This is a genomic window from Pseudomonas sp. TE50-2 (genome assembly GCF_040813665.1).
Lineage (GTDB): Bacteria > Pseudomonadota > Gammaproteobacteria > Pseudomonadales > Pseudomonadaceae > Aquipseudomonas > Aquipseudomonas soli.
The window spans coordinates 3,105,635-3,123,115 of record NZ_JBFNXN010000001.1; the positions used below are offsets into that span (position 1 = coordinate 3,105,635).

General features: G+C 65.2%; 15 protein-coding genes. 3 read left to right on the forward strand and 12 right to left on the reverse strand.

What is annotated here, in order from left to right; translation table 11 throughout:
* Positions 1-42 precede the first annotated feature (42 nt).
* The 4 genes from AAHK21_RS14145 to AAHK21_RS14160 all read right to left on the reverse strand — a co-directional run bounded on the left by AAHK21_RS14145 (position 43) and on the right by AAHK21_RS14160 (position 5,515).
* Positions 43-1,449: a M16 family metallopeptidase gene (locus AAHK21_RS14145; protein WP_367857555.1), complete on the reverse strand. Its 1,407-nt coding sequence runs from the start codon at positions 1,447-1,449 to the stop codon at positions 43-45.
* A gap of 31 nt (positions 1,450-1,480) precedes the next feature.
* On the reverse strand, positions 1,481-3,139 hold the full coding sequence (locus tag AAHK21_RS14150) for a Na/Pi cotransporter family protein (RefSeq protein WP_367857556.1): 1,659 nt from the start codon (positions 3,137-3,139) through the stop codon (positions 1,481-1,483).
* Positions 3,140-3,364: 225 nt separating this feature from the next.
* A complete protein-coding gene (locus tag AAHK21_RS14155) occupies positions 3,365-4,135 on the reverse strand; it encodes a TerC family protein (RefSeq protein WP_023629725.1) in 771 nt (256 codons plus the stop codon).
* 72 nt (positions 4,136-4,207) lie between these two features.
* Positions 4,208-5,515: a CitMHS family transporter gene (locus AAHK21_RS14160; RefSeq protein WP_046853643.1), complete on the reverse strand. Its 1,308-nt coding sequence runs from the start codon at positions 5,513-5,515 to the stop codon at positions 4,208-4,210.
* A gap of 269 nt (positions 5,516-5,784) precedes the next feature.
* On the opposite strand from AAHK21_RS14160, the gene AAHK21_RS14165 reads away from it, so the two are divergent.
* Positions 5,785-6,186 (forward strand): GFA family protein, encoded by a 402-nt coding sequence (locus AAHK21_RS14165; protein WP_367857557.1) that lies wholly within the window; start codon positions 5,785-5,787, stop codon positions 6,184-6,186.
* Positions 6,187-6,295: 109 nt separating this feature from the next.
* Here AAHK21_RS14165 and AAHK21_RS14170 read toward each other — a convergent pair whose 3' ends face one another.
* From AAHK21_RS14170 to AAHK21_RS14195, 6 genes are all read right to left on the reverse strand, one after another.
* Positions 6,296-8,254, reverse strand: a complete 1,959-nt coding sequence (locus tag AAHK21_RS14170; protein ID WP_367857558.1) for a DUF4105 domain-containing protein — start codon at positions 8,252-8,254, stop codon at positions 6,296-6,298.
* Positions 8,251-8,571, reverse strand: coding sequence for a DUF2388 domain-containing protein (locus tag AAHK21_RS14175; protein ID WP_011531558.1), 321 nt, complete (start codon positions 8,569-8,571; stop codon positions 8,251-8,253). Before AAHK21_RS14175 ends, AAHK21_RS14170 begins: the two co-directional genes overlap by 4 nt.
* Positions 8,572-8,606: 35 nt before the next feature.
* The gene (locus AAHK21_RS14180) at positions 8,607-8,900 is read right to left on the reverse strand and encodes a DUF2388 domain-containing protein (protein WP_367857559.1); all 294 of its coding nucleotides are present in this window, start codon (positions 8,898-8,900) and stop codon (positions 8,607-8,609) included.
* Between the two features lie 86 nt (positions 8,901-8,986).
* A complete protein-coding gene (locus AAHK21_RS14185) occupies positions 8,987-9,304 on the reverse strand; it encodes a DUF2388 domain-containing protein (RefSeq protein ID WP_046853647.1) in 318 nt (105 codons plus the stop codon).
* Between the two features lie 297 nt (positions 9,305-9,601).
* Entirely contained in the window at positions 9,602-9,814 is a 213-nt protein-coding gene (locus AAHK21_RS14190) for a DUF1127 domain-containing protein (RefSeq protein WP_011531561.1), read from the reverse strand.
* Positions 9,815-10,167: 353 nt separating this feature from the next.
* Positions 10,168-11,556 (reverse strand): NorM family multidrug efflux MATE transporter, encoded by a 1,389-nt coding sequence (locus AAHK21_RS14195; RefSeq protein WP_038707124.1) that lies wholly within the window; start codon positions 11,554-11,556, stop codon positions 10,168-10,170.
* A gap of 155 nt (positions 11,557-11,711) precedes the next feature.
* On the opposite strand from AAHK21_RS14195, the gene AAHK21_RS14200 reads away from it, so the two are divergent.
* Complete coding sequence (locus AAHK21_RS14200) at positions 11,712-12,641, forward strand: LysR substrate-binding domain-containing protein (protein ID WP_046853649.1); 930 nt, start codon at positions 11,712-11,714, stop codon at positions 12,639-12,641.
* A 182-nt stretch (positions 12,642-12,823) separates the two neighbouring features.
* Positions 12,824-14,803 carry a methyl-accepting chemotaxis protein gene (locus tag AAHK21_RS14205; protein WP_367857560.1) on the forward strand — a complete coding sequence of 660 codons (1,980 nt, stop codon included), beginning with the start codon at positions 12,824-12,826 and terminating at the stop codon, positions 14,801-14,803.
* A gap of 140 nt (positions 14,804-14,943) precedes the next feature.
* Here the strand turns inward: AAHK21_RS14205 and AAHK21_RS14210 are convergent, their stop codons facing one another.
* Positions 14,944-16,329 carry a VOC family protein gene (locus AAHK21_RS14210; RefSeq protein ID WP_367857561.1) on the reverse strand — a complete coding sequence of 462 codons (1,386 nt, stop codon included), beginning with the start codon at positions 16,327-16,329 and terminating at the stop codon, positions 14,944-14,946.
* 145 nt (positions 16,330-16,474) lie between these two features.
* The gene (locus tag AAHK21_RS14215) at positions 16,475-17,374 is read right to left on the reverse strand and encodes a LysR family transcriptional regulator (protein ID WP_367857562.1); all 900 of its coding nucleotides are present in this window, start codon (positions 17,372-17,374) and stop codon (positions 16,475-16,477) included.
* Positions 17,375-17,481 lie beyond the last annotated feature (107 nt).

Sequence of the window (17,481 nt, forward strand, 5' to 3'; positions counted from 1 at the left end):
CGCTCCCACGCAGACGCTGTTGGCCGACAGGATACCGCCGAATCAAGGCTCCCGTGTAGCACCACTGGGGCGATTGGCCACCACGCGGCGCCGGCGGACCAGCCCCGCGGCCAGGATCAACCCCAGCAACAACGCCACCAACCCATACAGCTCGTCATACCCCAGCAACGGCTTTTCGATGCGCAGGTACCCTGGCTCCTTGAGCAGCTCGCGCAGCGCCGCATCGGCCTGTTTCAGGCTGACCTGGCGAAGCTCTCGCACCGGGTCGGTGAAACGCCCGTCCTCGTAGGCGTTCAGCGCCCCCCAGTAGTAGTCGGCGAGCGCCGCGTTGCCCTGGGTGGTCCAGCTTTCCCGGGCAATCGTCGCCTCCTTGATGCGGGCGAAGGTGTCCGGGTCCAGGCCATGCTTGCGCAGGTGGTCGAACAACTGCTCGAGTACCTTGAGTGCCTTGTCGAGGTCCTGGCGCTCGAGGTCGGCATTCAGGCTGAGCAGCCCGCTGTCGCCAAAGCTCTCGCGTTGTGCCGACGGCCCGTAGGACAACCCGTGGCGCAGGCGCAACTGGTCGTACAGCGCCCAGTCGAGGTAGCGCGACAGCAGCTCGAGGGTCTGGTCATGCCCCTCCTCCAGGGTCGGCTCGATGAACAGCCAGTGCAACTTGACGCTGTCGCCCAGCCAGCCGCGGGTCAGGTCGCGGCGCTGCTCGGCCTGCTGGCTGATGCTTTCGAGGTTACGGCGTTCTTCGGGCTCGGTCGCCGGCAGCTCGCCAAAGGTGCGTTCCAGGTAGGCTGGCAGCAGGCGGTCGAGGCCGCCGACGACGATCAGCGACATGTTGTTGGCCACATACCAGTGCTCGCGCAACTGCTGGACCTGTTCCAGGGTCATGTCGTCGAGGTTGGAGCGCTCGGGGCATTTCAGGCCCAGCTCGGTAGCCAGCTGGTCACTGGCTGGGTGGCCGATGTCCTGGCGATCGAGCCAACGCTGCAGGCGGCCGTAATGGCCACCGTCCTCGCGTTCGATGATCTTTTTCGCGGTGGCTAGCGCCTTGGCGTCGATTTGGGTATCGCGGACCACCGCCAGCAGCAGGTCGAGCACCTTGCGCTGGTTGCGCGCCGGGGCTTCGATGACGAAGGTGGTGTCGGCGCTGCTGGTGAAGGCGTTCCACTCCCCGCCCAGGGCCTGGATACGCTCCTCCAGGCCGCCCTCGCCCGTCTCGTCGATACCGCTGAACAGCAGGTGCTCGAGCAGGTGTGGCAGCTCGCGCTGGTCACAGTCGAAGTCGTCCAGGCCCACGCCCACCACCAGGCGGATCGACACATGGTCGCGCTCATAGCCGGACTTGAGGATCACCTGCAAGCCGTTGGGCAACAGGTAGCCCTCGACCCGCGAGCGGTCGAGGGCGAGCGTGGGCAGGCTGCAGATCAGCAGGCAAACGAACAACAGGCAACGCATAGGCGAGCTTCGGTCTCCGGGGTGTCTTGGCTCAAGGCTGGCGGGCTTCGTCCGGCACGCTGTCGAGCATCAGCCCGCCGGTGTCGGTGCCGCCCAGTACCACATAGGCACTGCTGCAGAACAAAGAGTTCAAACGCTTCATGTCGGCAATGAGCTCCAAGTGTAGCGAACTGGTCTCGATACTCTGCACCACTTTACGTTGCAGGCGGCTGACATGGGCGTGGGCCAGGCGCCGCTCCTGGGCGCGGAAGCGACGTTTCTCGCGCAGCAACTGGTGCGCGCTCTGCGGGTCGGCGCTGAGGAAAACCGACAGGCCCAGGCGCAGGTTGGCCAGTAATTGTTCCTGCAGGCCGGTCAACTCCTCCAGGCCGACCTGGGAGAACTCCCGGCGCTGCGAGGTTTTCTGCTGCTGCACCTTGCGCAGCATGCGCTCGATCAGGTCGCTGGCCAGCTTGAGGTTGATCGCCACCTCGATGATTTCTGCCCAGCGCCGGTTGTCCTGCTCGGCGAGGTCCTCACGGGGCATCTGCGCCAGGTACAGCTTGATGGCGTTGTACAACGCCTCGGCATCCTCCCCGAGGGCCCGAACCTGTTGCGGCAAGGCTGTCTGGGTGCCGCGCAGGGCGCCAAGCATGGCCTCGAGCAGGTTGTCGACGATATCGCCCAGGCGCAGGGTCTCGCGCACGGCGTTGACCAGCGCCAGGCTGGGGGTGTTCAGCGCCGTCGGGTCCAGGTGGCGTGGCTGGTGGTGGCCATTGCCGTTGTCGCGTTCGGGCAGCAGGTAGCTGCACAGGCGGCCCATGGGTTTGACCGTTGGCAGCATCAGCAGGCAGCGCAAGGTGTTGTAGAGCAGGTGGAAGCCGATCACCAGCTCTTGCGGGCTGAAGCTCAGGCTGTCCATCCAGGCCACCAGCGGGTGCAGCACCGGGATGATCAGTAGCAGGCCGACTACCTTGTACAACAGGCTGCCCAGCGCCACCCGGCGCCCGGCGCTGTTCTGCAGGCTGGTGGTAAGGAAGGCCAGCAGGCCGCTGCCGATGTTGGCACCGATCACCAGGCCGATGGCCACCGGCAGGCTGATCACTTCGGCGCCCGCCAGGGTGGCGGTGAGCAGCACGGCGGCCAGGCTGGAGTAGGAAATCATGGCGAACAGCGCGCCGATCAGGGCGTCGAGGAGGATATCGCCGGTGAGCGAGGCGAACAGCACCTTCACCCCTTGGGCGTGGGTGATCGGCGCGGCGGCGTGGACGATCAGTTGCAGCGCCAGGATGATCAGGCCCAGGCCGATGCCGACGCGGCCCAGCTGGCCGGCGCGGGTCTGCTTGCGCGAGAGGAAGAAGATCACCCCGAGGAAGATCAGCAGCGGCGATAGCCAGGACAGGTCGAAGGTCAACACCCGCGCCATCAGCGCGGTCCCGACGTCGGCGCCGAGCATGATCGCCAGGGCCGGGGTCATGGCCATCAGGCCCTGGCCGACGAACGAGGTGACCAGCATGGCGGTGGCGTTGCTGCTCTGCACCATGGCGGTGACCAGGATCCCGGCGATGAAGGCCAGCGGGCGCTTGTTCATGTTCTGGCCGAGCACGCGGCGCAGGTTCGAGCCATAGACCCGCAGGATGCCGGTACGCACGATATGGGTGCCCCACACCAGCAACGCCACGGCGGAGAGCAGATTGAGCAGGGTCAGCATGGTCGGGCCCCCTTTTCTTCTATGCCCCTGGGCGGGGCCAATGGGTGCAGCGGTGAGCCTGGCCCGGGGGTGGGCTGTTTTTTCCAGTGCTCACTGAAGCTTTAGTTGTTTTGCCTGGCTGGCGCCAGCTTGGCATGGGTGAAACGTATTTGAAACATGCTCTGGCCTCAGCGTCGGCAACAAAAAAGGCCCCGAAGGGCCCTTTCGCTACCGCGCTTCCTGGGCTTATTGACCCGGGATGTCCTTGCGCAGTTTCACTGGATCGTGCTCCTTGCCCTTCTTGCGAGCCATCGCCGTGCGCATGCGGATGTTGATCGCCTCCACCGCCAGCGAGAAAGCCATGGCGAAGTAGACGTAGCCCTTGGGCACATGCACATCGAAAGATTCGGCGATCAGCACGGTACCAACGACGATCAGGAACGAAAGTGCAAGCATCTTCAGCGACGGGTGCTTGTCGATGAAGTCGCTGATGGTGCCGGCGCAGAGCATCATCACCAGTACCGCGACGATGATCGCGGCGATCATCACCGGCACGTGGGAGACCATGCCCACCGCAGTGATCACCGAGTCCAGGGAGAACACGATGTCGATGATGGCGATCTGGATGATGGTGTAGAAGAACTTGCCGCCCGCGCCTTTCGGCTCGTCGGGGTTCTCGTCCTCGCCTTCCAGGCCGTGATAGATCTCCTGGGAGCTTTTCCACAGGAGGAACAGGCCACCGAAGAACAGGATCAGGTCGCGCCCGGAGATACCCTCGCCCAGCACATGGAACAGGTCGTCGGTCAGGCGCATGACCCAGGTGATCGACAGCAGCAGCATGATCCGCGTGACCATGGCCAGGGCCAGGCCGAAGATCCGCGTGCGCGGTTGCATGTGCTTGGGCATGCGGCTGACCAGGATCGAGATCATGATGATGTTGTCGATCCCGAGCACGATCTCAAGCGCGGTGAGGGTGAAAAAGGCAACCCAGATTTCCGGGCTGGTCAGCCATTCCATGTGTATTCCTTCGAGCGGTAAAGGCAAAGCGCCCTGATGGAGGGCGCTTTGCGGTTGGATGAGGCGCTTGTATTACAGACTGCTGAACAGTGGGAAAGTCCCCAGTGCCAGTGCGCCGAACATTATGCACAGGCACACCAGCACTGCCCACTTGAGGGTGAAGCGCTGGTGATCGCCGAACTCGATGCCGGCCAGGGCCACCAGCAGGTAGGTGGAGGGTACCAGCGGGCTGAGCAGGTGTACCGGCTGCCCGACGATCGACGCGCGGGCCATTTCCACCGGGGTGACGCCGTAGTGGCTGGCGAACTCCGAGAGTACCGGCAGCACGCCGTAGTAGAAGGCGTCGTTGGACATGAAGAAGGTGAACGGCATGCTGACCAGTGCGGTGATCACCGCCATGTAGGGGCCGAACGCTTCCGGGATTACCGCCAGCAGGCTCTTGGACATGGCATCGACCATGCCGGTACCCGACAGGATGCCAGTGAAGATGCCGGCGGCGAAGATCAGCCCGCTCACGGCCAGCACGCTGGAGGCGTGGGCGGCGATGCGGTCCTTCTGCTGCTGCAGGCACGGGTAGTTGACGATCATGGCGATGCTGAAGGCGATCATGAACAGCACCGGCAGCGGCAGCACGCCGGCGATCAGCGCGACCATCAGCGCGGCGGTCAGGGCGCCGTTGAACCACAGCAGCTTGGGCCGGCGGGCTTCCGGGAACTGCGACACGCTGATTTCGCTGTGGTCGATGTCGTCGGTCGGCAGGTGCAGTTCACCGAGGCGGGCACGTTCACGCAGGCCGTACCAGTAGGCGATGGCGAGGATCGCCAGCACACCGAAGGCCATGGCCGGGATCATCGGCACGAAGATGTCCGAAGGGTCCACGTGCAGGGCGCTGGCGGCGCGCGCGGTAGGGCCGCCCCACGGCGTCATGTTCATCACCCCGCCGGCGAGGATGATCAGGCCGGCCATGATCCGCGGGCTCATGCCCAGGCGGCTGTACATCGGCAGCATGGCGGCGCAGCAGATCATGTAGGTGGTGGCGCCGTCCCCGTCCAGAGACACCACCAGGGCCAGCACCGCGGTGCCGACCGAAACTTTCAGCGGGTCGCCCTTGACCAGCTTGAGGATCTTGCGCACGGCCGGGTCGAACAGGCCGGAGTCGATCATCAGGGCGAAGTAGAGAATGGCGAACATCAGCATCACGCCAGTGGGCGCGAGCTTGCTGATGCCCTGCAGCATCATCGGGCCGATGTCGCTGTAGAAGCCGCCGAACAGGGCGAACAGGATCGGTACCAGGATCAGCGCGATCAAGGCCGACAGGCGCTTGGTCATGATCAGGTACATGAAGGTGATGACCATGGCGAAGCCGAGGAAGGTCAGCATGGCGGTACTCCAGGCGTGGCGCGGCGAAAGGAAGGACGATTCGGGCGGATCAGCGCGTCAGGCGCTGCGCGAGGAGCAGGCGGAGGGGGACTGCGAAAAGGCGGGCACAGGAAAACATCAGAATCACCATTGTTGTTGTTGATTGGGCCGGGGCGCGGAAGTTTCCGGGTGCCCTGGCTGGCCGGTCTGCTGCCGGTGGTGGCGCTATCCTATGTGGGCAAGCTTTCAGCCAGCTTTCGGCTGGTGCCAGGCGACGGGAGGTCGTTTCGATGGTGGATGTCGTAGAAGGCGGGTGCCATTGCGGTGCCCTGCGTTATCGCTTGTCGGGCGCCCTGGGCGATGTCGCCCATTGCCATTGCTCGATCTGCCGGCGGGTCAGCGGGGGCACTCTGGTGACCTGGGTCACTCTGCCCTTCGAGGCTTTCCAGTGGTTGGCGGGTTCACCGCAGCGCTACATGGCGCCGGAAACCTGTAGCCGGTATTTCTGTGGCAGTTGCGGGGCGCACGTGGCGCTGGTGACGACCCATAGCCCGGATTCGATCGATGTGACCGTGGCGACGCTGGATAACCCGGAGCGGGTGCCGGCCAATCGGCATATCTGGGTGGGGAGCCGGTTGCCGTGGTTGCAGGTGGATCAGGGGTTGCCGGAAGAGGACGAGGAAAACCTGTAGGGCATTGTGCCGCCTCTTCTGGCCCTATCGCCGGCAAGCCGGCTCCCACAGGGTTATGCGATCCCTGTGGGAGCCGGCTTGTCGGCGATAGAGGCTGACCTGCCATGTACTAGGGCAGCTGCAACCCCCCGGCTGCCTTGTGCAACGCCCTCAGGTGCTCGCCCACCTGCTTGATGTTGGCCTCCACCGCCTTGATTTCCCGGCCCCGCTCGGGCCCCAGCAGCGCCCTCACCTGCTGGTCGAGGTCGGTGCTCAGGCGCAGCAGCTGCGCCTGGCGCTCGCTGCTTACCTGCTCCAGTTGCTTGCGCTCGTCCGGCTGCGGCAGGCCATAGCCCCCTGCCCCGAGCAACTCCGCCGGGCGGCTGAGGAAGCCGCTGTTGGCCAGCATCGCCTGCAAGGTTTCGTTGGCCTTGTCGAAACTGCCGTCCTTGAGCGCCCGCCCGTTCAGGTAGCGTTGCTTGACCTCATCCTGGGCCAGCAGCAGCTGGCGCCGCAGCCCGGCCTGTTCGAGCAGCAGCAAGGCCGCGCTGGTGCGCAGGTCGGCGCGGTCGAACCACTGGCGGCGCTGCTCGGCGTCCAGCGCCAGCCAGTCTTCCACCGTCGTCTGTTTGATTGGCAGCTGCTTGCGTAACACCTCGAACATCGCCTGGTAGCGGTCGCGGTAAGAGTCGAAGCGATAGCCCAGGCGCAGCGCTTCGCGTGGATCGTCGAGCACGCTGGTATCAGCCAGTCCCCTGCCCTTCATGACTTCGAGCAGGCCGTTGGGCATGATGCTGTCCAGGTCGTTCAGGCGTGGATTGCCAGTGCCGCTGCGCAGCAGCTTGAGCGACTCCACCGCGCAGTTGTTGGACAGGAAGTAGTAGTTGCCGTCGTAGCTCCAGTGCATCTCGGCGGCCTGGCGCACCAGGTTTTCGATCTCGTCGCGGCTGAGCTTGAGCGGCACCGAGGCCAGGCTGCGCAGCTCGGTCTTGGTGTACTCGTCGATCACCTGCCCCAGCGGCAGCACGAACAGCCGCGACGGGTAGGCGCCGACCAGGCCGTCCCAGCTGGACAGCTGCACATCGTTGACGAAGGCGCGGTATGACAGCACCAGGCTCTGGTCGAGGTCCAGGCGACAGGCCGGCCCGCGTGGGCGACCCGGGGCGCAGATCACCAGGCGCAGCATGCTGTGGCCCCAGCGGCTGACCCAGTTCTGGTTGGCTTCGGCCAGCAGGTAGTCGACCTCGTAGACCCGCTCCGGGTCGATCTCGCCCAAGGGTTGGCGGGCGAAGTCGTTGCCGGCGTTGAGGAACGGCAGGCCCTTGGCGCAGGCGTCTTGTTGTGGCGCCCAGTCGAAGTGGTCGCGCAGGTACTGGTTCAGCGCCGGGCGGCGACAGGCGTAGCTCGGGTCGAGGAGGAAGTACTCCATGTTGACCGCGACGAACTCCTTCGGGCTGCTCAGTTCGTAGGGATCCGGGCTGCGCACCAGCTGGCCGTTGTGCTGCTCGCGCTCGCCGCGCCGGCCGACGTACTGCGGCCAGCCGGCCAGGTCCAGCAGGCGCGGGTCGTCGCTCAAGGTGAAGCGGCGCTCGGCCTGGCCGCGACAGTCCTGCGGCAGGCCGACCTTGCCAAGCGCGCCCTGCTGGCGCTTGCAGCGGCTGATCAGCTGGCGCTCGGCCTGCGGCCACAGGCGGGCGCGGTCATAGATATGGGTCAGCTCGTGGAGCACGGTGGCGAGCAGTTCTTCGCGGACCGTGCCATGGGGGCGGTTGGTCTTCTCGCGGGCGGCGCTGCCGTCTACGAGGCCCGGCAGCAGGCGCCGGTTGAGATCCAGGCTGGCGACCGGCGAGGCCTGCCCATAGGCATCCTCGGGCATGCGCGAGGTCCAGTTGACCAGGATCTGCCGGTCGAGCTGCTGCTTGAAGCGCGGTGGCAGCTTGGCCATGGCTTCGTCGAGCAGCAGTTGGCTGGCCTGCCGTTGCGAAGGGTCGAGGCCGTCGGTCTGCAGCACCAGCTGCAGATCGGCCAGGGCGGGCGTGCCAAGCAGCGTCAGGGCGCAGCCCAGCAGCCAGGCACGCATGCGCTTCACAGGGCGAGGATGGCTTCGGCCAGCACCTGGTCGCTGGCGTCGCGGGCTTCGGGCACGCGGGCGCGCAAGGTGTCGAAGGCGGCTTCGAGCTGCGCGCCGCGGATGTCGCCATTGCTGGCGACGAAGCTGGCGGCGTCGTCGTGGGCTTCACGCACCACTTTCGAGTCGCGGATCGAGGTGGTGGTGTCGGAGGTGAAGTCGATCGATCGGCCAAAGGCGCGGACGATGATGTTGCTGGTGGCCACCAGGGTGTGTGCCTGGGCCAGGTCGGCGAGCAGCAGCATGCCGAGGGTGGCGGCGATCAGCGGTTTACGCATGGAGCATCTCCGGAAATGCAAGGGAGCGGGTGTAGTTATTGGACGAGAATCGCCTCGGCCAGTTCACGGTCGCCGACAGAGTGCCGGGCGCAGTCTTGGCGCAGGGCGTCGAACGCTGCCTCCAGGCGGGCGCCACGGATCAGGCCGTCGCTGGCGACGAACATGGCGGCATCGTCACGGGCCGCGACGATCCGTTTGCGGTCGAAGGGGGCGGCAGTCACCTGGCTGGTGACGTAGCCCGTGATGACCAGGCTCTGGGTGGTGGCATCCATCGCCTGGGCGCTGTTCATGCAGGCCAGGGCGACAAAAGAAAGTAATGGGTAACGCATGGGCTTTGAAGTGGCGATTGTCTCGGGCTGCGAAGGCTACCCCGGATTCATGGCTCGGGGCCAGTGAATCCGGGGCAAGGGCAGGGTCAGATGGCGAGGATGGCGCGGGCCAGCTGCGCATCGCTGGCTTGCAGGGCCGGCAACTGCTGGCGGATGTGCACGAATGCGCTTTCCAGCTTGGCGCCGCGGATGGCGCCATCGCTGCCGACGAAGCTGGCGGCATCGTCACGGGCGGCCTTGACGATCTTGTCGTCGCGGAACGAGGAGGAGATATCGGACGTGGCGTCGGTCGAGGCGGCTACGGCGCCGACGACGGCGTCGGTGGTGACGACGAAGCTGGTGGCGTTGGCGGCACCGGCGAGGGACAGCAGCAAGGCGGCGCCAATCAGGTGATAACGGGACATGTTGGTGGACTCCTGCACAGGGTCAAGGGTGGTTCTGGTTATCGGACGCTCGCTTGGCTCGTCACGGTACTTCATATGCCAGGCGCGTAAGACAAGCGTAACACGCGGCGGTTCTGATGCCTGGGCGCGAAAAACCAATCAAATCGTAACTGTATCTATAGAATTTTAGATTTATAAAACTGTTACTGTTTCCTGCGCAAGTGCTCTACTGCGCGGCTTAAAACAAAAAACCCGCCGCAGTTGCCTGCGACGGGTTCTTGAGAATTCACGGTGCCGGCCTGGGCCGGCGGCCGGCGCTTAGCGCCAGAAAGGCTTGCTCAGCTCTTCGTAGCGCTGCGACTCGCTGATACCGGCGTCGGCCAGCAGGCGGGAGTCCAGGCGCGCCAGCTGGCGGCGGCTGGCCATGCGGCGCTGCCACAGTACCAGGGTGGACAGGACGCGCAGCGGCAGGGCGGCGTTGGAAGCTTGGGCGTTTTCGAAAACCAGGTCGGAACTGAGGGTACGTTCCATGATGTGTCATCCTTCCGCTTGTGGCGGCATTAGGGAGTGATTTAACTGGTGCCCATCTTCCTCCTCTCTCGTCCAGAACAGTAGGTACAGTTCAGGTGTATTGTGATGGGCCAGTTAACTGTTGAAAGCGACTGTTGCACCGGTTATTGAGGGAACTGTACCGGTGCGCACTTTTTTGGTGCGGTTTTGTGGTGTTGGCAGGGAAATGGTCGGCAGGAAGTGAGGTATATAGCAGTACAGTAGTACAGTTTTAGATGGATGCTGGCTTCAAAGTGTTCAGCGATACAGTTGCGGCGCTTGTGAAATCGAGCGCCGCCCGCGCGGCGATGGCGCGCGCAGCGGCTCCGGGGGTCTCAGACCGACAATGCTGCCCGCCGTGCACGCTCAGCCTTGCCCAGCAGCCGCTTCATCCGCCATTCGAAGCCGAACGTCAGCGCCACCGCTGCGCAGGCCAGACCCAGGGCCAGTCCCCACCAGATACCCTGTGCACCGCCACCGAAGGTGAAGGCGAACAGCCAGGCACTTGGCGCACCCACAAGCCAGTAGCACACCAGGCCGATCAGGAAGGTGGTCTTGGCGTCCTTCAGGCCGCGGATCGAGCCCATGGCAATGGTCTGCACGCCATCGAACAGTTCGAACCACGCCGCCACCATCACCAGTTGCACCGCGAGCATGAAGATCGCGGCGAAGGCCGGGTCGTTGCGGTCGATGAACAGCCCGACCAGGGCATCCGGCAGCAACCAGAACAGTGCGGCGAAGGCGAACATCAGCGATGCGCCAAAACCAATGCCCACGCGCCCGGCGCTACGGGCCGCCAGCAAGTTGCCGGCGCCGTAATAAAGGCCGACGCGCATGGTCACCGCATAGGAAAGGCCCGTCGGCACCATGAACGCGGTGGAGACGATCTGCAGGGCGATCTGGTGCGCCGCCAGTTCCGTGCTACCGAGCACGCCCATGCACAGGGCGGCAAAGGCGAACAAGCCCACTTCGACCATATAGGTGCCGCCGATCGGCAGGCCCAGCCGCCACAGCTCGCGCAGTGCCGGCAGGGAAGGGCGCAGCAGGCCCTTGCGCAGCGGGTAGGCGGCATAGGCCTTGTGCCAGCGGATATACAGTGCGAGCGCGATAGCCATGCCCAAGGTCACCACCGCCGTGACCAGGCCGATCCCCATTAGGCCCAGCTTGGGCAGGCCGAACATGCCCTCGATCAGGGCGTGGTTGAACAGGTAGTTGAACACCGTGCCCACCAGGCTGATGACCATCACCGGTGTGGAGTGGCCCAGGGCGCTGGTAAAACCGCGCAGGGCCATGAACGTCATGTAGCCGGGCAGGGCGAGCGGCAGCAGGGTCAGCAACTGCATCGCCGAGTCGACGTTCTCCGGTTTCTGGCCGAACAGCAGCAGCACCGGCTTGAGGTTCCACATCACCAGCGCCGAGACCAGCGCCAGGCCCCAGGCCAGCCACAGGCCGCTCTGCGCCAGGCGGGTGACGCCCTCGATGTCGTTGGCGCCCTTGCGGATGGCCACCAGCGTGCCCACCGCGGCGATCACGCCCAGGCAGAAGATCGACACGAACGAATAGCTTGCCGCGCCCAGGCCGCCACCAGCCAGGGCCTGCGGGCTGATGCGGGCCATCATCAGGGTGTCGGTGAGCACCATCAGCATGTGCGCCAACTGCGAGGCGATCAGCGGCCCGGCCAGGCGCAGCAAAGCCTTGAGTTCGGTGGTGGGCGCGACATGCATGGGGGCGGTCCTTGTTGATGATTCTGGAAGCGAGCCGTCGATTCTGAGGCTTCGGTCAGCTTTGCACAAAAGGATAAATGCGATCAGTGTCATGAGTATGACTCATGCCTGTATGATCCTCCGCACCGACCCAGCTCCCGTATGACAGGTGCATCATGATCCGCCAACTGCCTCCGCTCTATGCGCTGCGCGCATTCGAAGCTGCCGCTCGGCTGAGCTCGTTCACCCGTGCAGGCGAAGAGTTGGCGATTACCCAAAGCGCGGTCAGCCGGCATATCCGCACCCTGGAGGAGCATTTCGCCTGCCGCCTGTTCGTGCGCAATGGCCGCAGCCTGCAGCTGACCGAAGCCGCACGCATGTTGCTGCCCGGTGTGCGTGATGGTTTCGCCTCGCTGGAGCGGGCCTGCGAAACCTTGCGCGGTGAAGATGACATCCTGCGCATGAAGGCCCCCTCGACCCTGACCATGCGCTGGCTGCTGGCACGCCTGAGTCGCTTCCGCCATCTGCAGCCGGGCAACGAGGTGCAACTGACCAGCGCCTGGATGGATGTCGACCATGTCGACTTCAACCAGGAGCCGTTCGACTGTGCGGTGCTGCTCAGCGATGGCAGCTTCCCGGCGGACTGGGAAGTGCGCCGGCTGTTCTCCGAGTTGCTGATTCCGGTGGGGGCACCGGACCTGCTTGATGACGCGCCCTGGGACGAGCGGCGCCTGGCCGGCATCGAGCTGCTGCACCCCACGCCGGACAAGCGCGACTGGCGGGCCTGGCTGGCGCGCATGGGCCTGACCGACAAGGTTTCGCTCAAGGGCGGGCAGGTGTTCGACACCTTGGAGCTGGGTATGATTGCCGCCGCGCGGGGCTACGGAATCTCCATGGGCGACCTGCTGATGGTGGCCGAGGATGTGGCGCAGCGGCGGTTGAGCCTGCCCTGGCCGACCGCGGTGGCCAGCGGCATGGACTACTATCTGGTGTGGCCACGGACCCGGCCAGGCGGGGAGCGGTTGCGCAGGCTCAGCGTGTTCCTGCAGGAGGAGGCGGAGGCGATGGATTTGCCGGCTGTGCAGATCCTTTCGGCGCAGGGCTAGCAACGTTCGAAAGGCCACGGAAAGAAAACGTTTGCGAATATCCCGGTCCCGTACTCAAGTATTTCCTACAGACGCCGATCAACTTGCACCAGCGTCCCGGAAGAGGACGCGATTCCCCGTTGATAGGAAGCGGGCGGTCAGCGTGATCAGGACGATCCCGGCCTCTTGCCAGGAGCCTTGCCATGTCTCAACCGCGTGCCCGAATCGCCTCGCAACTCGGGATCGCCCTCGCCATCGTGCTGGCGCTGGTGATCACCGGTAGCACCCTGTTCGCCCTGCGTTCGCTGGACGACGCCAACCTCACCACCCGCCAGGCGCACCTGGCCAGCGAGGCGCGGCTGCTGGCCGACCAGCTCGACACCTTCCACGGTTCGCTCAAGGACAACACCCAGCGCCTGAGCGGCCTGTTCGAGCGCCGATTCGCCACCGGCCTGGCGCTGCACGCGGGGGAAACGGTCAACGTCGCAGGCGCCGCGACGCCCGCGTTGTACCTGGGTGATCACCTGCTGAACAACGATTTCCACCAGGTCGACGAGTTCCAGCAGATGACCGCCGGCGTCGCGACCCTGTTCGTGCGCAGCGGCGACGACTTCGTGCGCATCAGCACCAGCCTGACCAAGCAGGACGGCAGCCGCGCCATCGGCACCCAGCTCGACCGCCAGCACCCGGCCTATCCGAAACTGATGGCCGGGCAGACCTATGTAGGCCGCGCCGTGTTGTTCGACCGGAACTACATGACCCGCTATGTGCCGGTGCGTGATGGCAGTGGCCGGGTGATCGCGGTGCTGTTCGTCGGCTTCGACTACACCGATGCGCAGAATGCGCAGTTCGCCAACCTCAAGCGTTTCCGCATTGGCCAGACAGGCTCTCTGGCGTTGCTGGACGAGCAGGGCAAGTGGCTGGTGCCACCGGCCGAGGTGCGTGATGGCGAGGCGGCGGCCCAGGCGATCAAGGCGATCAAGCCGGGGGCAGGGCGGTTCTGGAGCAGTGCCGGCGAGCAGCTGTTCAGTGTCACCGAGCCGTTCGCCGAAGGCCCTTGGACCGTGGTGGCAAGCATGCCCGAGGGCGAAATCCGCGAAGTGACCTGGAGCGTCGGGCTGCGCCTGGCCATTGGCAGCCTGCTGGCGATGCTGCTGGCCGTGGCCGCGACCCTCTGGCTGCTGCGCCGCAAGTTGCGCCCGCTCGGTGACCTGGTGCGCCAGGCCGAGGCACTGGGTGCCGGCGACCTCAACGCCCGCCTGAGCGTCACCAGTCATGACGAGATCGGCCAGCTCGCCCGCAGCTTCAACCAGATGGGCGATGCGCTGGCGACCATGGTCGAGCATATCCGCACCGCCTCCGACCAGGTCAGTGGCCGCGCTCGCTCGCTGTCGGGCCTGTCGTCCGGCGCCTGCGAGGGCATGGACCAGCAGTCCGGCGAGATCACCAGCATGGCCGGCGCGGTGGAGGAGTTCAGCGCCACCTCGATGAACATTGCCGACAACATGGCCGGGACCGAGCGCATGGCCCGCGACAACGCCCAGCAGACCCGTATCGGTCGCAGCGCCATGGACGAAGCCTCGGTTTCCCTGCGGCAGATCGCCGAAGCACTGGGCGGTACCGCCAGTGTGATGGACACCTTGGGCGCCCGCTCGCAGGAGATCGGCGGCATTGTCGGCGTGATCACCTCGATTGCCGAGCAGACCAACCTGCTGGCGCTCAATGCCGCCATCGAAGCGGCCAGGGCTGGCGAGCAGGGCCGTGGTTTCGCCGTGGTCGCCGACGAGGTCCGTGGCCTGGCCGCGCGCACCCGCCAGGCCACCGACGAGATCTCGGGCATGATCGCCAGCATCCAACAGCAGACCGGCCATGCCATCAGCACGCTGGAGCAGGGTAACCAGCTGATGCAGGAAGGCCTGGCGCGCAACGACAAGGTGGCCGAAGCCCTGGCGCGCATCGATGAGCAGAGCCGGGTGGCGGGCGAGCAGTTTGCCGTGATCAGCACCGCGACCCAGGAGCAGAGCAGCACCGCGACGGTGCTCAGCCGCAACCTGCAGAGCATCGCCCAGGCCAACAGCGAGCAGCGAGATGTGGCCAATGAGCTGGCCACGACGGCCCGCGAACTGGAAGGACTGGCGGGGCAGTTGCGCCAGGAAGTGGATCGGTTCCGCACCCACCGGTAGCGCATTGGGGCTGCGTTTGCAGCCCTTTCGCTGCGGTTCGTCGCCACGACAAGCCGGCTCCCACAAAGGCTACACAGATCCCCTGTGGGAGCCGGCTTGCCGGCGAAAGGGCCGCAGAGCGGCCCCGGCTTTGCGAAGTCCTACATCGTGCTCAGACCCAACGCCTGCGCACACGCTTGCAACGACCTACGCTCGCTCTGCGCATACAGCGCCAATTCATCCTGCACCTTCAGCCCCAGCGCCTGCTCGAAGGCCTCGCGGTTGGCATTGCTGCCGTAGTCGGCCTGGCCATCATCCCCCAGGTTGGACTGGAAGATCCCCGCCGCACTCACCGGCAGGAAGTCTTCGTACACCAGCGCCTCGTAATGCACATGCCCGGCATCGATCAGCCCTTGCAGGGTAGTGGGGCGGCCGGGCTGCCCGCGCGCCGCTAGCCCCTTGTCGGTGGCGAAATAGCGGAAGTAGGCCAGCCCTTGTTCGCGCATCTGGCCCAGGTCGTCCGGAAATTCGGCGAAATGCTCGGCGAGCAGGGTCATGTAGCGTTCGGCATTGGCCTCGGCCGGCACGCCGCCCAGGGCCGCGCGGGTCGCGTCCAGCAGGCGGTCGTACAGCTGGCGCCCCTTGGGCGTCAGCGCCGCGCCGCGTTGTTCGATCTCGCCGAAGCGCGCCGTGTGGCTGCCTTGGGAATCGCTGAAAGCAACCTTTTCCTGCAGCGCCTTGAAGCTGGTCTGGCGCAGCAGGATCGGCTGGCGCCGGGTGGGCGGCCCCTCGACCACGGCCTTGGGTGGGATGCCCTTGGCCGGCATGCCGAGCTGGATGGCGTCGATGTCCAGGGTGCGTGGTGTCAGGTGGTTGATGTGGGGGCCTTTGAACGCCACCACATCAGCGATCAGGCGGTGCTGGTCGTGCAGTTGCTGGTACTGCTCGGCAGTGACGGTGGCGTCCTGGTGCCAGCGGAAGGTGTGCAGCGCTTCCTGGACGAAGGTCTCGGCATCGCTCGCGTTCAGGCCACCATCGCGTTCGCATTGGACGATCAGTTCCAGCACACGGGCGGTGAAGATCTGCCGCTTGTCGAGAATGCCCTGGGCCAGTTTGCGCAGTTGCGGGTTGTGGATAAGTTCCAGGCGCAGCAGCGAAGTGAACACCCGAAACGGGCTGACATGCAGCGACTGCTCGTGCACGGCGCGGAACGCGGTGGAATGTACCGGTACCCCGGCCGAGCTCAGGTCGTAGTAGCCGACGGGTGCCATGCCCATGACCGCGAACAGGCGGGCGATGGTGGCGAGCTCCTCGGCGGTGCCCACGCGGATGGCGCCATGGCGCTCCTGGTCGAGGCGTTCGATCTCGCCGGTCCAGCGCAGGGCCTCGGCCACCTTGGGCTGCGCGGCCATGACCTGCCGGTTGGTTTCGCTCACCAGTTCAAGCAGCGTGCCGTACAGGGGGACTTCCTGCTTGTACATGAGCGACATGGCGGCAGAGAACTGCGCACGGATGCTGTCGGGGCTGACGAAATCGTGGGCGGGCATCGCAAGCTTCCTGGGTGAGTGGAGGACACTTACATGAAAGCTGGGAATGGAGATGCCGTACAAGCGAAAAAAAGTGCGGGTTTCATTCCTTTTTTGATCGACCTTGACGACCCCATAGCGGAGCAAGCCCGCTCTCACGATGGCGTCAGTGGTCGCGCCGCTGGATCTGCTCGGCAACCCACTCCACCAACGCCCGCACCTTGGGCACCTCCGCCGCATGCTCGGCATACGCCAGGTAATGCGCGCCATTGCTTTTCATCGCGTGGTCCCAGGCCAGCACCAGGCTGCCCTCGGCCAGCTCTTTGGCCACCAGGTAACTGGGCACCAATGCCACCCCGCATCCGGCCTGCGCCGCGCTCAAGGCCATGTAGAAGGTATCGAAGCGCGGCCCATGGTAGCTGTTGTCGGTATGCAGCCCTTGCTCCAGGAACCATTCGTGCCATGCCTGCGGTCGCGAGGTGCTCTGCAGCAGCACCAGCTCCGCCACCGCGCCGGCGTCAGGCAGCGTGCGCCCTTGCAACAGCTCCGGCGCGCACACCGGCACCACTTCTTCGCCGAACAGCTCGATGCAGGTGGCCCCGGGCCAGGTGCCCTGGCCATAGAAGAACACCACGTCGGCCGAGCCCTGCAGCAGGGCGAACGGCTCCATCTCGTTGCGGATGTCCAGGTGCAGGTTGGGGTGGCGCTTGCCGAAGCCCTTGAGGTGCGGGATCAGCCAGCGCACGCCGAAACTCGGTTGAGTGGCTACCTTCAATACTTCGGTCTGCGAGCCGTAGCTCAGGACATAGCGGCTGGACATGTCCACCTGGGTGAGGATCTTGTTCACCTCGGCCAGGTACAGGCTGCCGGCCGGCGTCAGTTGCAGGCGGCGGCGGATGCGCAGGAACAGGTGATGGCGCAGCATCTCCTCGAGTTGCGCCACTTGCTTGCTCACCGCGCTCTGCGTCAGGTGCAGTTCCTCGGCGGCGCGGGTGAAGCTCAGGTGACGGGCTGCGGCCTCGAAGCACTGCAGGGCGGTCATGGACGGTACCAGGCGTTTGGACATAAGCGGTCTCGGCGGCTGAAATCATTACCTGACGGAATGATATGCGGAATAAAGGTCGTTTGTTGCACCCGAGTAATCGGATTAATACTGACCCACGACATTTTCAA

What these genes read in the sequence shown, in the direction of transcription:
- AAHK21_RS14155 (WP_023629725.1), bottom strand. Translation starts at nt 4,135, where the DNA reads ATGGAATGGCTGACCAGCCCGGAAATCTGGGTTGCCTTTTTCACCCTC.
- AAHK21_RS14215 (WP_367857562.1), bottom strand. Translation starts at nt 17,374, where the DNA reads ATGTCCAAACGCCTGGTACCGTCCATGACCGCCCTGCAGTGCTTCGAG.
- AAHK21_RS14210 (WP_367857561.1), bottom strand. Translation starts at nt 16,329, where the DNA reads ATGCCCGCCCACGATTTCGTCAGCCCCGACAGCATCCGTGCGCAGTTC.
- AAHK21_RS14200 (WP_046853649.1), top strand. Translation starts at nt 11,712, where the DNA reads ATGATCCGCCAACTGCCTCCGCTCTATGCGCTGCGCGCATTCGAAGCT.
- AAHK21_RS14185 (WP_046853647.1), bottom strand. Translation starts at nt 9,304, where the DNA reads ATGTCCCGTTATCACCTGATTGGCGCCGCCTTGCTGCTGTCCCTCGCC.
- AAHK21_RS14190 (WP_011531561.1), bottom strand. Translation starts at nt 9,814, where the DNA reads ATGGAACGTACCCTCAGTTCCGACCTGGTTTTCGAAAACGCCCAAGCT.
- AAHK21_RS14165 (WP_367857557.1), top strand. Translation starts at nt 5,785, where the DNA reads ATGGTGGATGTCGTAGAAGGCGGGTGCCATTGCGGTGCCCTGCGTTAT.
- AAHK21_RS14150 (WP_367857556.1), bottom strand. Translation starts at nt 3,139, where the DNA reads ATGCTGACCCTGCTCAATCTGCTCTCCGCCGTGGCGTTGCTGGTGTGG.
- AAHK21_RS14195 (WP_038707124.1), bottom strand. Translation starts at nt 11,556, where the DNA reads ATGCATGTCGCGCCCACCACCGAACTCAAGGCTTTGCTGCGCCTGGCC.
- AAHK21_RS14180 (WP_367857559.1), bottom strand. Translation starts at nt 8,900, where the DNA reads ATGCGTTACCCATTACTTTCTTTTGTCGCCCTGGCCTGCATGAACAGC.
- AAHK21_RS14175 (WP_011531558.1), bottom strand. Translation starts at nt 8,571, where the DNA reads ATGCGTAAACCGCTGATCGCCGCCACCCTCGGCATGCTGCTGCTCGCC.
- AAHK21_RS14145 (WP_367857555.1), bottom strand. Translation starts at nt 1,449, where the DNA reads ATGCGTTGCCTGTTGTTCGTTTGCCTGCTGATCTGCAGCCTGCCCACG.
- AAHK21_RS14160 (WP_046853643.1), bottom strand. Translation starts at nt 5,515, where the DNA reads ATGCTGACCTTCCTCGGCTTCGCCATGGTCATCACCTTCATGTACCTG.
- AAHK21_RS14205 (WP_367857560.1), top strand. Translation starts at nt 12,824, where the DNA reads ATGTCTCAACCGCGTGCCCGAATCGCCTCGCAACTCGGGATCGCCCTC.